The organism is Lactobacillus psittaci DSM 15354 (assembly GCF_000425905.1).
In the GTDB taxonomy this organism is placed as follows: domain Bacteria; phylum Bacillota; class Bacilli; order Lactobacillales; family Lactobacillaceae; genus Lactobacillus; species Lactobacillus psittaci.
The window spans coordinates 18,667-35,260 of record NZ_AUEI01000011.1 but is presented as its reverse complement, the minus strand read 5'-3'; the positions used below and the strand labels follow the sequence as shown (position 1 = coordinate 35,260).

The following is a 16,594-nucleotide window of genomic DNA, read 5'->3' as shown; positions in this document are numbered from 1 at the left end:
GTCCTGAGCCAGGATCAAACTCTCATTTTGAATTAAAATGAGCTCTTAGCTCAATCAGATTTTTTGATTTGTTATCTCAAATTTATTGCTTGCGAATTGACTTCGCTTTTGTTTGGGTTGTTACACCCGCACACTTTAGCGAAACTTTGTTCAGTTTTCAAAGTACTAACTCTGGCTCGCTATGAGCCTCAGTTATTTTATCATGTCCTTAAATCTCTTGTCAAGAACTTTTTTGATAAATATCTTTCGTCACTCGCCTGATTGACTCGCGACAATTTAATATATTACCAACTTCTTAACTAGCTGTCAAGAACTTTTTCGATTTTATTTTTTGTCGCTCGCTTCTCTCGCTCGCGACATTTAAATATGTTATCAAACACTTAAAACTAAGTCAAGCACTTTTTAACATTTATTTTGTCGTGATGTTTTGTTCATCTACGACATTTAAATATATTACATTGCTTGTTTGATTTTGGCAAGTGTTTTTTTCGATTTTTTTCAAAAAAAGAGACTACCTGTCTTTTAAACTTGGGTAGTCTCTTCTTCTTTTAGGTTTTATCCCTTAAACACGGATATTCAATATGATCAATTAATTCAGCTTGCTGTTCAATTTCTTTTACTAATGGCTCAACCACATGAAAAAGAACATGTGGATGTTCCCTAAAACCATGATGAGCCCAAAAGAATCCAGTATGGTGTAAATTCATCGCCACTCTTTTTAAAGTAGAATTTGAATATGGACCACGATTTTCTGCATAAATTTTCAATGCCATATAAATTCCGCGTTCAATTATTCTTCCAGCTTCAGGCTCATGCATAATTGTTCTAGCGACATTGTCCCAGAAAATTGGATTTTCACTAATAGCTTCAATAAGCACATGAACTCGTCTAGTAAGGTCCCCATATTTTGAACTTAGTAGAAACTTATTAAGTTGTTTTACAACCAAGTCAGCTAAAAATTTTTCTCTAGTCCGATAGCGATAATAAAATGCCACCCTTGAAATTTCCAATTCCTGACAAATTTGAGTAACCGTAATCTTCTTAATATAATATGAGCTTAATGCTCGCTCAATTCGATTCTCCATAACTTCTCCTTATAATTTTTTATACGAAAAGTTATATTATCAGAATTCCAGAAGATGTGAAGAGAATATAAAACTAGTAATATATTACTAGTTTTATGAGAAAAAAAGATTGAGGAAAATCCTCAATCTTTTTTGAAATTATAAAGTTATCGTTCCACTAGCAAGCAGTTCATCACATTTAGTTGGTTCAAATGCATCTCCAACCTTAAAACTATCAGGAACTACCATAATTCCACGCTTTTGCGGAGCGTGTTTTAATCCCAACTCACGGGCAGAACAAATCATACCATATGAAGGAATACCGCGAAGTTCGCCTGGCCAAATTTGAGCACCATTAGGCATTAATGTTCCTGGTAAAGCAACAACTACCTTTTGGCCTGCAGCAATATTAGGTGCACCGCAAACAATCTTGACACTTTCATCTGTACCAACATTTACACTGGTAACATGTAAGTGATCAGAGTCAGGGTGTGCTTCACATGTTTCAACTAAGCCATAAACTAAAGTAGGCTTAGAATTTTCAAGTTTTTCAGAAAAACCGTTGTCAGCCAAAACTTGATTCAAAGCGTTCAAATCACTATCACTAAGCTTTACTTCACCATTTGGTAAGGCATCATAATCTAACACCTTATCAACATCAAAGAAATTAAAGCCAATAACTTCACCATCTTCATTAAGAACGCGAGTAACTAAACCCTTTTCTTCATAGCTACTACGTCCCTTATCTTGATCCAAAATGACAATCAAAGTATTTGGATAAGCATGTTTATTAATACTTGCAATCATTTCTAGTCCTCATTCCATTAATCAAGTGATCGCAAAAAAGTCTCCACTTCATCTTTTGTTTTGCGGTCCTTATTAACTAGTCTACCAATTTCTTGGCCATCTTGGTAGACAACAAAGCTAGGAATTCCTAAAATCGCCAAATCTTTTGCCACATCAATTGAATTATCGCGGTTAATTTGGTAAAACTTACTATCTTTAAAATCTGCTTCGATTTCAGGTAAAAATGGATCCAAAAAGCGACAATCTGGACACCAAGTAGCTGAAAATTCTAGGACTACACGTCCTTCTTTCGTAATTTCAGCAAATTTTTCCTTAGTTAAAGCATCAATTTTTTCCATAGCTTTCGTGCCTCCTACTTACTTTTTAAAAGTATGATAGCCTATTAATTCAAAAAAGTAAACTAATTAAACCTAGCATGTAAGCAATAAATTGGATTTCCTTTTGAAGCAAATTTATGCTCATACTCAGTTTCAACATTATTTTTCAAGATTTCTTCGTCTTCATGGTGTAAATCAACGCTTACAAAGTCGAATTTTGCACCAAAGTTATTTATGCTTACTAAACTGTAGCTAAATAAACCACTATTGTCAGTCTTAAATTCTAAGTGACCTTCTGGCTTTAACGTAGTTTGGTAATTTTTTAAAAAGCTCTTATAAGTTAATCTTCGCTTTTCATGGCGTGTTTTTGGCCAAGGATCAGAGAAGTTTAAGTATAAGATATCAATGCTATCTGCATCAAAAAAGTCAGCCAAGTTAATGGCATCAGCACGTAAAATTTGTAAGTTATCGAGTTCTTCTTCAAGCTTTGTTCTTAAAATAATTCCAGCTGCTGTTGTTTGCAACTCAATTGCAACATAATTCCTTTCTGGATGGCGCTTAGCTAAAGTAGTAATAAATTGGCCCTTTCCTGACCCAATTTCAACTTCAAGTGGTCGTGAGAAATCAGCAACTCTCTCTTCCCAGTTAATTTTCTTAGCTGGATCTGGATCTTGAATTACAGCTTCCGGATGATCATTTACTAATTTTACAGCCCACGGCTTATTTCTTAATCTCATTTAGTCTTTCTCCCTATTTTGTTTTCAGTTTTAGTGGTAAATATAGTCCTAATAAAACACCGCCACCTAGCAAGATACCAAAACTTACTAAAGAAAAATGATATATTAAAACATTTATTACTTGCAAGAGTAGAATTTGGCACCAAACCACAAAACTAATGACTTTTATTAACTGTGTATTGCTCTTTTTAGCTGGCAGCAATTGAAACATAACATGTTGACGATAAATGCGTTTTAGTGGCAATAACTGATAAATCGTTAAAAATATCACTAGTATCGTTAATCCAGTAGCCCATTTAACATCAGCAACTAAAATTGCTAATAAAATCGCAAAAGCTGACATTCGACCAAGTAAGGCGATATATTCCGGATTTCTAAATAATGCCCGCAAATATAAGAATTGTACAGCATCTTGCGTTTTCTGAAGATTTAAAATGCCATCCAGATATTTACGTCTGCGAAATACCACTCGTAATTCTTTAACATCGGTAAACATACTATAGAAAAGATAAATCCGCTCTTGACGATTCTTTTCAAATTGATAAGCCTTTTCCCAATCAAAATCAAGCACACTTACTTTCCTTAAAAAGATTAGTGCAGCAAGTTCAATTATCAAATATAAATAACTAGTCCAAGAAAAATAAGCTTGCAAAATATTAATTAAAAAAGCCAACACAAAAAAGTACTGTTCTTTCACATTCTTACTAAGATCAAAACTTAGAATTTCAACTTTTTGCAAAATTGCCTTAGCTAAAAGCAAACTAATAACCAAACACAAAAAGCTAACTGAATTAACTCCAGCTTTTAATAAGGCAAAAGGTGCCAAGATACCATTAACTAATAAAATTAAAATACTCGGAAAAATTAAGCTATATTTTTTTAGTGGCTTAAAATACTCATTCATACTTTGACTTTTAATGAATAAAAATTGTAAATCAGCTTTTTTAAGATAGGTAACAATTTGTCCTGGAATAATTGTTAAACTACTAATTAAAGCTAAAATCAAAGGATAAAACCACATTTTATCGGGCAAGCGCATTAAATTTTGTGCATACCAATACATAAACGCACCAAATAAAAAAATCAAGGCCAATACAAAAAAGTCATTAAAGACTAAACGTAGATAGCTCATATTTACCTTGAAAGATTCATTCATGCGCTTTTTTGCCAATTTATCCATGTTGCACCTGCTCTCTACTCAACACACGATAAATTTGGTCAAATGAATCTTGCTCACTCAAGCCATAATGAGCTTTAATTTCATTCAAACTGCCACACACTTCAATTTTTCTATTATTTAAAACCGCAAATTGATCGACAGTATCTTGAACTTCACTTAAAACATGACTGGTAATTAAAATCATTTTTCCTTGATTTTTAGCTTCTTGAACTAAATCAATTAAAGTAAGAGCAGATAGTGGATCAAGCCCAGTAAAAGGTTCATCAATTACAAGCAAATCACTAGCTGCCAAAAAAGCACATACAATCATAACCTTTTGCTTCATCCCTTTAGAAAAGTGAATCGGCAACCAATCAAGCTTATTATCTAAGCGAAATTTGGTTAAAAGGTCATTGGCCTTTTTCCAGGTTTCTGCCTCATCTAAATGATAAGCCAAGATTGTTAATTCAATATGTTCTTTCAAAGTTAATTCAGGATATAAAATTGGAGTTTCTGGAATATATGCTAACTTTTGCTTAAAAGCTTCCGGTGCCTGTGCCAGTTTTATTCCATCTAATTCAATATATCCTCTTTGAGGACGCAATAAACCTAAAATATGTTTAATGGTTGTGGATTTCCCTGCACCATTAAGTCCAATTAAGGCAACTGCTTTTCCTTTTTCAACGGTTAAATTTAAATCTTTTAAAACTGAGACTCCATGATAGCCCCCAGTTAAATTGTTAATTTTTAATGTCATAAATAATTTTCCTTATTAGTTAAACTCGTAATTATGATAACATGAACAGTAGGGATAACTAAAGATTAAAGGAGCGAATCTAAATGAACCAATTAGATGACAATTGTTTATTCTGCAAAATTATCAAAGGAGAGGTTCCAAGTTACAAAGTCTTTGAAAATGACGATGTTTATGCCTTTTTGGATATTTCTCAAGTTAATCCAGGCCACACCTTAATGGTGCCTAAAAAGCATATCATTAACTTCTTTGATTATAGTCAAGAAGATGCTGCAAAATATCTTCAATATATCCCAGTAATCGCTAAAGCAATTAAGAAGGCTGACCCTAGAATTACTGGAATGAATGTTGGCGTAAATAATGGCGCTTCTGCTGATCAAATAGTTATGCACTCGCACGTTCACTTGATTCCACGTTTTGAAAATGATGGTTTCAAAATTGCTACACGCAATAACGCTGATGATTATACACCAGAAAAATACGAAGCAATTGCAAGTGCGATTAGAAAGCAATTTTAATAAAGTAAAGAGGTAATAATAATGAAAGCTTTCGGATTTGGTTTATTAATTGGTGCAGCTGTCGGTGTAGCTGCAAGTTTACTTCCAACTGATGAAAATGATCGTCGTTTAAGAGATGATGTTAAGGATTATCTAGATGGCACTGCTAGTGATGCAAATGACTTTTCAAATAGTTTAGCTAGAGTTAAAGAAAATTTAGCAGCTCTACAAGCAGCTAGTCCAATTGCACAAGATGCAATTGATGAAATCAAGAGCAAAACCTCAAACTTTCAATCAAGTTTAAGTAATCAAGTTGCTGAGTTAAAGAGTGAAACCGAAAAATTCAAAAATGAAGCAGTAAAAATAAACCGTCAGTTTCAAAATGAATAATCTAATTGCATAGCAAAAGCAAAGACAACAAAGCTTTTGCTATCTTTGTATTTTAAAAATATTTGTAAAGTAGTATTTAAGAAGTTATGAATTTTTTGTGAATTTATCTATTTTCAAAAACATATATAACTTTTTATGCTATATTATATGACAGTAATATTTTAAGGATGTGGAGATTTTATTTTTATGAATAAATATTTGAAAAAAGCTGCAGCCCTTGTTGCTGTAGCAGGTATTGCATTAACTGCTACTGCTTGCTCAAGTAGTGCAACTCTTGTTAACTACAAAGGTGGCAAGATTACCCAAGATGAATACTACAAAGAACTTAAGTCTTCTCAAGCTGGTAAAACTACCTTAGCTAACATGATTATCTACCGTGCTTTAAAGCAACAATATGGCAAGAAAGTTAGCCAAAAAGAAGTTAATAAAGAATACAACAATTACAAGAAGCAATATGGTTCACAATTTGAAGCAGCTCTTGAACAAAATGGATACACTACTTCTTCATTCAAGAAGAACTTAGAAACCAACTTGTTAACAGTTGCAGCTTTGAAAGATATTAAGAAGATTTCTGCTAAGCAAGAACAAAAGGCTTGGAAGAGTTACCAACCTAAAGTTACTGTTGCTCACATTCTTGTATCAAAAGAAGATACTGCTAAAGACATTATTAAGCAATTAAAGAGTGGTACTAGTTTTTCTGATTTAGCTAAGAAGTACTCAACTGATTCAGCTACTAAGAATAAAGGTGGCAAGTTACCTTCATTCGATTCTACTGATACTACTTTAGATTCAGATTTCAAGACTGCTGCTTTCAAGCTTAAGAATGGTGAATATACTACTACTCCAGTTAAGACTCAATCTGGATACGAAATTATCAAGATGATTAAGCACCCATCAAAGGGTAAGTTTGCTGATCACAAGAAGCAAATTGATGAACAAATCTACCAATCAATGGAACAAAACACTTCAACTATGCAAAGTGTAATCAGAACTGTATTGAAGAGAGCTGATGTATCTATCAAGGACAACGACTTAAAGAATGTTCTTTCTTCATACATGTCAACCAGTTCCACTACAACCACTAACACTGCTAACTAATAGCAAGTAAACGTAAAAAGCTCAACCTAGTTTAAAAGACCAGGTTGAGCTTTTTTCTTTTTAATCTACTCCTTGCATGAGGCCGTGAATTCGTTTAACTAAGAACATTAAAATAATTCCGAAAATAACACTCACTGCCCCAACACCGATGAAGTATTGTACTTCAGTACCAGGAGTATATAATTTAACAGTTTGAGCGGTTACAGCTTGACCAACTGAATCTGCCATGTACCAAAGTGACATCATCTGTGACTTAAAAGCTACTGGAGCAAGCTTAGTTGTAGTCGATAACCCAATTGGTGAGTTAAGCATTTCACCGATTTCGACAATGAACCATGAACCAACAAGCCATAATGGACTTACTCTGCCTGCTGTTCCAAACAAAATACCAGGAATTGCCATCCAAATATATGACAAACCAGCAAATACAAGCGCTCCGGCAAATTTTGCTGGTGCTGAAGGTTGCTTCTTCCAGTTGTTCCATAATGCAACAAAGACTGGCGTTAAAATCATAATAAATAATGGATTAAGTAATTGGAAATTGGCTGCTTGAAAGTGCCAACCACCAATATGTAAAACAGTACGATTAGCAGCAAATAGCGCTAAAATAGTTGAACCTGATTCTTCAATTCCCCAGAAAATTGCAGCTGCGATAAATAGTGGAATGTAGGCAATAACACGACTTTTTTCTAACTTGGTAACTTTATCACTAGTTAACATCATCCAGAAATATACAACTGGCATCAAAATTGCAATGACAGTAATTAAGTTAACAATGTTATCAATAGTTAATGACTTAAAGAAGAACATCCCTGCTAAAATAGCCACTAAGATTAAGACACCCAACAAAGACTTGCGAATTACCGCATTTAACTCTGCTTTAGTTAGTGGATCTCCTGGTTTAAAGTCCTCTTTAGATAAATACTTTCTACCAGTTACGCTATATTGAATAAGTCCAAGGAGCATCCCAATCGCAGCTAAGATAAATCCTGCGTGGAAGTTATTGGTATGACCATCTAAAAATAGGTTTGCACCAAAACCAGAAGATGCCCATGGAACTGCAATTGGGGCAATCACTGCACCCAGGTTAATACCGAAAACAAAAAGTGAAAAACCAGCATCACGCCGATTATCATTATCGTCGTACAAGTCACCAACCATTGCACTAGCTGCTGGGTTTAACAAACCACTTCCCATTACGATAAAAGCAATTGATAAGAATAAGCCAATTTCTCTAAACGGAAGTGATAAACTAATGTGCCCTAGCATAATCAGCACCCCACCAATAAAGGTAGTTCGATGTGCTCCCCATACACGGTCGGCTAACCAACCACCGGCAATAGTTGAAATATATACTAATGAACCATAAATTGACATCACACTTGCTGCCAATGTTGGGTTCATTCCTAAACCGCCGGCCTTAATTCCGTAATACATGTAAAATAGTAGGATTGCCCGCATACCATAGTAGCTGAAACGTTCCCACATTACTGTATAAAACAGTGTTGCTAACCCTCTTGGTTGTCCAAAAAAGGTCTTATCTTTACTATTCATAAATGAATCCTTCCATATTGATTATCCTGTTTCTAAAAAGAAACACAATATGGCAATTATAAGAAAAAAATAAGAATGAGTCAAGAAAGGCAAGGGTGTCTATACCAACTCTCTGTAGGCTTGATATTCTTTTTGCCGATAGCAACAAAAGATAATTTTCATATTCGGATGTGTTTTTATCCATTTTTGACAGACAGTCAAAGCAATTTCTGCTGCTTTTTTAATTGGAAAGCCATAAACACCAGTTGAAATTGAACAAAAAGCGATAGACTTAAAACCATGTTCATCTGCTAATTTTAAACTTTGCAAATATGTACTAGCTAATTCATGCTCGGGATTAGAGCTCAAGCGATATACTGGGCCAACTGCATGAATAATTGCTTTGCATGTTTTCAAATTAAAGCTAGGAGTGATTTTAGCCATACCCGTTTTGCATCCACCTAGTTTTTGGCAGGCTTGGGCAAGCTGAGGTCCAGCTGCTTGGTGAATGGCACCATCAACTCCTCCGCCACCAGCTAAAGCAGAATTAGCAGCATTTACAATCACATCTGCTGGATAAGTAACTACACTTGCTTGTATTAAATAAATTTGCTTGTTTAACTTAAATTCATCCATTTTGTTTTCCTCTTTGTCTAAATTATAGCAAAAAAAGACTGCTACTTGGGCTAGTAGCAGTCTGAGGAATTAAAGTTTAAGTAATAATATAGAAAGGAGGTGATTTAAAAATATAAAACGTATATGAAATGAAAAAAATGAAACGAAAAATATGTTAAAAACACCTATCCACATTATCCTTGTGGACACTTTCATAGTATCACGCCTTTTTCTAAAAGTCATCTAATATGCTCTTAATTTAAATACTTATTTCGTCTGCGTTTTTGGCTACAAATTAACTAAGCGTAATATTTTATTCTGCTTGTGAAAGAGATTACAATCAAGGTGAAAATACTCTATAACACGAAAGGAGGAGTATCATGCCTAGTTATCTTTTAAAAAAGCAGGATGTAGTCAACTTTACTAATAATCCTCTATCTGTATCTAAAGTCAGTTATCTTGCTGCCTACCTCGCTCCCGAGCAGCTGTTAGCGCGCCTGCTTCCCGCACCTTTACAATTAGAAGAACCCATAATTTATCTAGAAATAAGTAAGATTAAAACCGCTTCTTATGCGGAGCCATTTACTTTTGTTGCTTTTTCAACTTTAGCTAGTTTAAATCAACTTATCGGAGTTTATCCTTTAGCCGCTTTTACTGCTGGTAGCGGAGCTGAAGCTGCCTTGATAGTAGGACATAAAAATCATTGCTTACCTCTTAAATTAGCTCAGAAAATTAATTTTGAAGAAGAAAAGGGACGTTTAAAGCACTACTTTAACGCTCAATTAATTCGAAATAATCACGCCCTAATTGACTTTCACTTTGTTACTGGTGCGATGAATGCTGACCCACTGACAACTAATCTTAATATTGACCCCATTGAACTAGCGAAACAAGATAAATATCTTCAATTTGCAATCGACTATCAGTTACAGCAGCAAAAGGTTGAATCAGCTCGGCTAGTTACTCTCAAGCACCAACGCATAATTAATAAATCTGAAAACGGATCATTTAATCTCACCCTTCATGCTAGCATTGATGATCCACTGACGGAATTACTTTGTCTAAAAGAAATCGGTGCTATTCGCTTAGAAGTTCAAACTGAAACCATCCAGTCACAAACTAATCTCGTCCAACTTAATCCTGAAGAAGTTACGAAATATCTCATAACTAGTCGCTATGACTCAAAGCTTTATCAAAGCATTTAAAAAAGCAAGCACTCTTGTTGCTTGCTTTACTTAGCTTTAATTAATTGATTATAAAAGTCAGTTAATTCTTTGTTATTTGAATTAGTCAAATATATTTTTTCTGCGCTACTATTATTATCAACTAAAATTATCGGATTATTATCTTTAATGATAAAGAAGTAAGTGATATGAGAATGCGTACCGTTATGGTTGAAAATTGCCACAATATGATAAGCCAGATTTTGCTTTAAGTCTGGATCCCAAGCGATTTGTAATTTTTGCCCGTTATAAGTAGCCTTAGCTAAATCATCTGGGAAACTACTACCAGCATAAGTTTTTAGCTGATTTTTTCCGTCAAATTTATCATACTTTTGATTTATCTTAGGTCCCCAAGTATTAATAAAGTTTGTCAGTTCTTGGTCTTTTTGTTTTGTCCAAATTTTAGCGACTTCTTTTTTGGGAGCTTTAGCCTGCTTAACTTTTTTAGGCTTACTTTTTGGCGATTCAACCTTTTTAGCTTTGCGCGAAACCTTAACTTGAGTAGGTTGATTTTCAAACTTTATATTTGGAAATGCCAATGAACAAATTACTGAAAATAAGCCGAAAATAACAGCAATTGCAAAAAGTTTCTTTCTCAAATCAATTCCTCCTCACTCAAGTAATATTCTTAATTAATTGGATGCTTTGCTACTAATGCTTGAACGTCATCAGCAACTTCTTTTAATGCAGTCTCATTTCCACTATTTTCCAAAGTCTTAATAATCAACTTAGCAACTTCTCTACTATCTTCTTCATCAAATCCGCGACTAGTAATTGCCGGAGTTCCAATTCTTAAACCACTAGTAATAAATGGTGAACGTGGATCATTTGGAATGGCTTCTTTATTAGTAGTAATCATGACACTATCAAGTAAGTTTTGAGCATCTTTTCCAGTTAAGCCAGTCTTGGTAATATCTAAAACTAATAAGTGGTTAGCTGTTCCACCAGTTACAACTCTAATTGTGTCAGAAGCATTTAAGACAGCGGCCATTGCCTTAGCATTTTTAACTACTTGACCAATATAAGTCTTGTATTGTGGTTGCAAATCTTCATAAAATGCTTGGGCCTTAGCAGCAATAACGTGTTCAAGTGGGCCACCTTGAGAACCAGGGAAAACAGCTGAATTAAACTTTTTACCTAACTCTTCAGAGCGAGATAAAATCATCCCTCCACGAGGACCTCTTAAAGTCTTGTGGGTAGTTGTAGTTACAACGTCAGCAACTGGCACAGGATTTGGATGATAACCAGTTGCAACAAGTCCAGCAATATGGGCCATATCAACCATTAAGTAGGCTCCTACTTCATCAGCAATTGCTCTGAACTTATCCCAATCAATAATCTGACTATATGCAGAAGCTCCGGCCACGATAATTTGTGGCTTAATTTCTAGTGCTTGCTTACGGATTGCATCATAATCTAGTTCTTCTGTTTCAGGATTTAAGCCATAAGCATAAGTTTGGTACATTTTACCTGAGAAGTTAACCTTGGCACCGTGAGTTAAGTGTCCGCCGGCATCCATTCCCATGCCCAAAATCTTGTCACCTGGCTTAAGTAATGCTTGATAAACTGCCGCATTAGCTTGAGAGCCTGAGTGAGGTTGTACGTTGGCATAAGCTGCACCGAATAACTCTTTTGCATGATCAATTGCTAATTGTTCTGCAACATCAATATATTGGCAACCACCATAGTAACGCTTGCCAGGATACCCTTCAGCATACTTATTAGTTAAAACTGAACCTTGTGCTTCTTCAACTGCCTTTGAAACGATATTTTCTGAAGCAATTAATTCAATTGTATGTTGTTGTCTGTCTTCTTCTTTGGCGATTGCATCCCAAAGTTGTGGATCTTTTTCTGCATATTTCACGAGCCAAGCCCTCCTAAATAAAAAAACTAACAAGTTAATTTTAGCATTATCTACTTATTTTTCCATAAACCATTTTTGTATATTCTTAGCAACTTGTTCTGGCAAATAACGAACTCGTACTTGGTATCCATAGTTTTTATCCATTACTTCAAGCTCTATATGCATTAACTTTTTTCCCTTCATTAAAACACTTTGACTTAGCTTCAAATATTGAATCTTATCTCTCGGTAATATTGCTTTGATAATTTTAAAATAGCGTTTAGTTCCAAGATATAAATATTTATCATCAAAGCTAACTCCACTAGTCTTACTAATAAGTATGCTAATAAATAAAACATACAAACCGAATACCAGACTTAAAATAAGAATCCAAATAAAGGCTTGCCCAAGATATAAATAAGCTAGTAAATTAACTACTAAACTAATCCAAAACCAGCAGTTAAACCGATAAACAAATAAAGCTCGCTTTCCACTTTTAGCTAATGGCGTAAGTTTCTTAATTACACTTGGCCAAGTAGGAAGTAACTCATGTAAAGCATCTGCAGCATGCTTAGCTTCAACTACAGGAATCAGATTAATATTGCCTTCTTCTTCACCAGTTACCTTTGAAGAGGCAATGGCTTGAATGCTAACCAACCTAGTCAAAAATCTAAAATAAGTAGCTTCAAAAATGATTCCCTGAATTCTCTTAACAGGCAAAGTCATTTGTGTTTTAGTAAAAAGACCACTCTTTGCCTTTAACTGATTTTGTTCATTATAGATGTTAAAGTTGTAATAACGTTGCCAAGTAGCTAAAAAAGAAAGAACAATCCCTACTAGTAAAACAAGTATAAATACAGGCCAGCTAAAATCAATCTTAATATTAAAATCGCTTAGCTTTCCATAAAGGCCCCAAACTAGCACAATCCCAGCAATAATTCCAGGCGAAGTTAAAGTATAAATTGCTAAATCTCGACTATTAATTAAATATCCTTTTACTTCATCTTCAGCTTTCGATTCAGCCACTTGCATCGCAGCTTGCAAGCGTTCAAGCTCTACCTGACTAATAACTCGCAAAATTACTACCCCATCATCGTCTTGATTAGCAGTTTCCAAAATAACTTTTGTTAACTTTAACGGCTCCATCCAAAACGGATGATTGGTATGAATTGTTTGGATTCTTGAATAAGGGATATGCTTTTCCTTCTTTTCAAATAAGCCGGAACGAATAACCAGCTCATCTTCCAAGATTTCATAGGTAAAGCAAAAATATTCAACAAAAGCAGCTAATAAAACTAGTACTACAAAGCAGCTAATTTGAATAAAATACTGCCCTTTAAAAAAATTTAGATAGTTACAAACAACAAGAATAGCAGGCAGAAGACCGATTTTACTACTGATTTGATCTTTTAAGAAAAACAATATAGCTACTGGTGATAAGTGTTTATTCATGCGAATCACCCGCTTTTTGAATAATAGTTAAAAGCTGCTTTCTAAACTTCTTAGCATCTTCTAGCCTTAAGCCCGAAATCTTTTCACTTGAAGAAGCAGTATGCAAATATAACTCTGTCAAATTCTGCCAGCGTAAGATTGGCCCAGCTTCCAAGGTAACTGTCTGCAGACGCGCAAGTGGAATGGTAATTTGTTTTCTAAAAATATACCCCTTGTGCAATTCCACAAATTCACCAGTTATTTGGTAAGTCCAAAAATTGTAGATATACGGAATCAGAAGAATTTGAATCAAGTCAAATAAGATAACTAACGCAAACAATACAGTCCAGACTAATAAAGCAAGGTATAGCCAGTTTTTATCAACAAAAATTTTTAAGACAAAATAGATAATTCCAAAGCCAACGATTGTTCCCACAACATCTAAAATATTTTTAACAAGCCAGACTTTGGTTATTTCTTTTGGCAATTTATTTACCATTTCAATTCTCCTCCTTCTATCAAAAAACTCTACTTACTAAAATTATAGCAAGTAGAGTTATTATTTTATAATATTATTCCTTAAGCCAGATGATATTTTGCAAAATGTTGGCGTAAATACTGTAAAGTTAAACTATTTTGATTACTCTTTACTAGAGCAAAAGGATTACCAGTTGCCATTACTTGTCCACCATTACTTCCGCCTTTTGGACCTAGGTCAATTAAATAATCACAATTAGTCATAATATCTAAATCATGGGTAATGATGACAATTGTTGCTCCTTTTTTCTGCAAACGACGTAAAACTTCAAGTAAAACTTGAATATCACTTGGATGAAGCCCAATTGTTGGTTCGTCAAGAACAAATAAGGTATGCTTGCAAGACTTTTGCAAATGCTTAATTAGTTTCAAACGTTGTGCCTCACCACCAGATAATTCTGGCGTACTTTCTCCTAAATGCAAATAGCCTAATCCTACTTCTTGCAATAAAGTTAATTCACGTAAAATTTTACTTTCTTTAGCAAAAACAGGAATCGCTTCATTTACTGAAAGATTCAAAAGATCAGCAATTGAATAATCATGCCATTTTATTTTTAAAATATTTGGGGCAAAACGCTGACCCTGACAAGTTGGACATGTTTGTTCCATATCAGGTAAATACTGCAAATCAAGCGAAATCTTGCCTAGCCCCTGGCAGGTTGGGCAGGCACCTTGTTTATTATTGTATGAAAAAGCAGATATTTTTAGCTTTTGCTCTTTAGCATCAGATAAATTTGCAAACAAATGACGCAAATTATCCATAATTGAAGTATAGGTGGCAACACATGAACGTGTATTCTTTCCAACTGGCTTAGCATCGACACTTACAACCGACTTGATAGCAGTTGTTAACTTCGCTACCTGCGCTGGTAATGCGTGTGGATTTTTAATAGCTGGCACTAAACTGTCTAAAATCAGACTAGTTTTACCCGCGCCTGAAAAGCCCGTTACAGCTGTTAACTTCTCATCTGGAATTGCCACTTCAACGTCATGCAAGTTGAAGTAGTCCTTTACCTTTAATTGCGTTGATTGCGCTAGAGATATATCTTGCTCTTTTAAACTAGTAATTTTGGCAGTGCCAGATAAATACTTGCCAATCATTGACTTAGAATTATTTTCTAAATCTTTTGGTCTTCCTTCCGCAACAATGCGGCCACCTTTTTCTCCAGCTTCTGGACCGATTTCAATCACCCAATCAGCAGCTTCAATTACACTGACTTCATGATCAACAACTACTAGTGAGTTTCCCTGGTCAATTAACTTACGGAAGATTTTTAACAAGCCTGAGACATTATCTGGATGAAGTCCAATTGTTGGCTCATCTAATACATACAAGACGCCAGTTGTTTCTGTTCGCAAAGTTCGGGCTAATTGAATTCTTTGTAGTTCTCCCGTTGATAGCGTATTTCCGCTTCGAGCTAAGGTTAAATAATCTAACCCCAAATCAAGTAACGGAGTCAAGTCATCCTCTAAGTCTTTGAAGATTGCTTTAACCATGCCTTTCATTTCACTAGGTAACCAATTTATAGTCTTACTTTCAAAATGAACTAACTCAGCCAAGGTTAAATTAGAAACTTCAGCTATGTTCATTCCCGCAACGGTTTGCTTTAATAATTCAGGATTTAGGCGATTACCATGACAAAGCGGACAAGTTGAAAACTTAAAAAACTTATTAATTCTAGTCAAACTGCGTTCAGTCTTAGCAGTCTTTAAAGAGGCATAAACTGCTTCATAAGCATTTTCATAGAGCGTTCCATCGGTGCTATAGACTCGCCCAGTTGAAGTGTGAAAATCAACTGCGTACTTTTTCTTTTCACCGTGTAAAACAAAATCTTTTTCTTTAGCAGTTAAATCTTTAAATGGAACATCTAATCGCACACCTAAAGTTGCGGCAACAGTATTCATAAAGTTGCGCCCAGGTAAACGCCAAGAAGCAACCGCACCTTCATTAATCGTTTTGCTATCATCAGGGATAATTTTAGTTGGATCTAAAGTCTGCACTTTACCAGTTCCATGGCACTTAGGACAGGCACCACCTGAATTGTAGGCAAAGTCTTCCGCAGATTTTGCCATAAATTCTACCTGACAAGCAGGACAGGTGATTTTCCCCATCTTATCTCCAGGCGCATCCATTGCCTTAGCGATTGCCAAACTTGGTTCAATTCTATGTCCATTTGGACAAACTGGACTAGCCAGGCGTGAAAAGATTAAACGAATTACATTAAGAATCTCACTCATTGAGCCAACAGTTGAACGTTCACTAGGTACAGTTGGCCTTTGCCTTAAAGCAATAGCTGATGGAATATGACGTACTTCCCTAACACCAGTTTCTTTAGCCTGGGAAATTCGTCTGCGAGTATAAGTTGATAAGGCTTCTAAATAGCGCCTTGAACCTTCTGCATAAAGAATCCCCATTGCTAGTGAACTTTTACCGGCACCAGAGGGGCCAGTAATAGCGACAAACTTGTGTAAAGGAATCTTAAGCTTCAAATTCTTTAAGTTATTTAAACTAGCACCATATACTTCAATATTATTAGGTTCCATTTCATTCTCTCCATTCATATCATCATTATAACCCTTTGATTCTTA

At 35.0% G+C, this 16,594-nt stretch carries 17 protein-coding genes; 4 read left to right on the top strand and 13 right to left on the bottom strand.

Features of this window, described 5'->3' with window-relative positions; genetic code table 11:
• Positions 1-548: 548 nt before the first annotated feature.
• The 6 genes from H628_RS0103535 to H628_RS0103510 form a co-directional block, all read right to left on the bottom strand.
• Entirely contained in the window at positions 549-1,085 is a 537-nt protein-coding gene (locus H628_RS0103535; RefSeq protein ID WP_027825230.1) for a TetR/AcrR family transcriptional regulator, read from the bottom strand.
• A 138-nt stretch (positions 1,086-1,223) separates the two neighbouring features.
• Positions 1,224-1,871: a YtpR family tRNA-binding protein gene (ytpR, locus tag H628_RS0103530; protein ID WP_027825229.1), complete on the bottom strand. Its 648-nt coding sequence runs from the start codon at positions 1,869-1,871 to the stop codon at positions 1,224-1,226.
• A 17-nt stretch (positions 1,872-1,888) separates the two neighbouring features.
• Positions 1,889-2,209: a thioredoxin family protein gene (locus H628_RS0103525; protein WP_027825228.1), complete on the bottom strand. Its 321-nt coding sequence runs from the start codon at positions 2,207-2,209 to the stop codon at positions 1,889-1,891.
• Positions 2,210-2,271: 62 nt separating this feature from the next.
• Positions 2,272-2,925, bottom strand: a complete 654-nt coding sequence (gene trmB / locus H628_RS0103520) for a tRNA (guanosine(46)-N7)-methyltransferase TrmB (RefSeq protein ID WP_027825227.1) — start codon at positions 2,923-2,925, stop codon at positions 2,272-2,274.
• 13 nt (positions 2,926-2,938) lie between these two features.
• Positions 2,939-4,105 (bottom strand): ABC transporter permease, encoded by a 1,167-nt coding sequence (locus H628_RS0103515; RefSeq protein WP_027825226.1) that lies wholly within the window; start codon positions 4,103-4,105, stop codon positions 2,939-2,941.
• Positions 4,098-4,841 (bottom strand): ABC transporter ATP-binding protein, encoded by a 744-nt coding sequence (locus H628_RS0103510; RefSeq protein WP_027825225.1) that lies wholly within the window; start codon positions 4,839-4,841, stop codon positions 4,098-4,100. Before H628_RS0103510 ends, H628_RS0103515 begins: the two co-directional genes overlap by 8 nt.
• 83 nt (positions 4,842-4,924) lie before the next feature.
• Between H628_RS0103510 and H628_RS0103505 the strand changes: the two genes are divergently transcribed.
• The 3 genes from H628_RS0103505 (at position 4,925) to H628_RS0103495 (ending at position 6,823) form a co-directional block, all read left to right on the top strand.
• Complete coding sequence (locus H628_RS0103505; RefSeq protein WP_027825224.1) at positions 4,925-5,356, top strand: HIT family protein; 432 nt, start codon at positions 4,925-4,927, stop codon at positions 5,354-5,356.
• Positions 5,357-5,377: 21 nt separating this feature from the next.
• Positions 5,378-5,725 carry a YtxH domain-containing protein gene (locus H628_RS07215; protein ID WP_051237960.1) on the top strand — a complete coding sequence of 116 codons (348 nt, stop codon included), beginning with the start codon at positions 5,378-5,380 and terminating at the stop codon, positions 5,723-5,725.
• Positions 5,726-5,911: 186 nt separating this feature from the next.
• On the top strand, positions 5,912-6,823 hold the full coding sequence (locus H628_RS0103495; protein WP_027825223.1) for a peptidylprolyl isomerase PrsA: 912 nt from the start codon (positions 5,912-5,914) through the stop codon (positions 6,821-6,823).
• A gap of 60 nt (positions 6,824-6,883) precedes the next feature.
• Here H628_RS0103495 and H628_RS0103490 read toward each other — a convergent pair whose 3' ends face one another.
• Entirely contained in the window at positions 6,884-8,377 is a 1,494-nt protein-coding gene (locus H628_RS0103490; RefSeq protein WP_027825222.1) for a peptide MFS transporter, read from the bottom strand.
• 99 nt (positions 8,378-8,476) lie between these two features.
• Positions 8,477-8,992 (bottom strand): macro domain-containing protein, encoded by a 516-nt coding sequence (locus H628_RS0103485; protein WP_027825221.1) that lies wholly within the window; start codon positions 8,990-8,992, stop codon positions 8,477-8,479.
• A gap of 359 nt (positions 8,993-9,351) precedes the next feature.
• Between H628_RS0103485 and H628_RS0103480 the strand changes: the two genes are divergently transcribed.
• Complete coding sequence (locus H628_RS0103480) at positions 9,352-10,176, top strand: acetoacetate decarboxylase family protein (protein ID WP_027825220.1); 825 nt, start codon at positions 9,352-9,354, stop codon at positions 10,174-10,176.
• Positions 10,177-10,202: 26 nt separating this feature from the next.
• Here H628_RS0103480 and H628_RS07430 read toward each other — a convergent pair whose 3' ends face one another.
• The 5 genes from H628_RS07430 to H628_RS0103455 all read right to left on the bottom strand — a co-directional run bounded on the left by H628_RS07430 (position 10,203) and on the right by H628_RS0103455 (position 16,549).
• Positions 10,203-10,793, bottom strand: a complete 591-nt coding sequence (locus H628_RS07430) for a DUF4767 domain-containing protein (protein ID WP_027825219.1) — start codon at positions 10,791-10,793, stop codon at positions 10,203-10,205.
• 29 nt (positions 10,794-10,822) lie between these two features.
• Positions 10,823-12,058, bottom strand: coding sequence for a serine hydroxymethyltransferase (gene glyA, locus H628_RS0103470; protein WP_027825218.1), 1,236 nt, complete (start codon positions 12,056-12,058; stop codon positions 10,823-10,825).
• Positions 12,059-12,112: 54 nt separating this feature from the next.
• A complete protein-coding gene (locus tag H628_RS0103465) occupies positions 12,113-13,489 on the bottom strand; it encodes a PH domain-containing protein (protein WP_027825217.1) in 1,377 nt (458 codons plus the stop codon).
• A complete protein-coding gene (locus H628_RS0103460; protein ID WP_027825216.1) occupies positions 13,482-13,967 on the bottom strand; it encodes a PH domain-containing protein in 486 nt (161 codons plus the stop codon). Before H628_RS0103460 ends, H628_RS0103465 begins: the two co-directional genes overlap by 8 nt.
• An 80-nt stretch (positions 13,968-14,047) precedes the next feature.
• Positions 14,048-16,549: an AAA family ATPase gene (locus H628_RS0103455; RefSeq protein WP_169449740.1), complete on the bottom strand. Its 2,502-nt coding sequence runs from the start codon at positions 16,547-16,549 to the stop codon at positions 14,048-14,050.
• Positions 16,550-16,594: the final 45 nt, after the last annotated feature.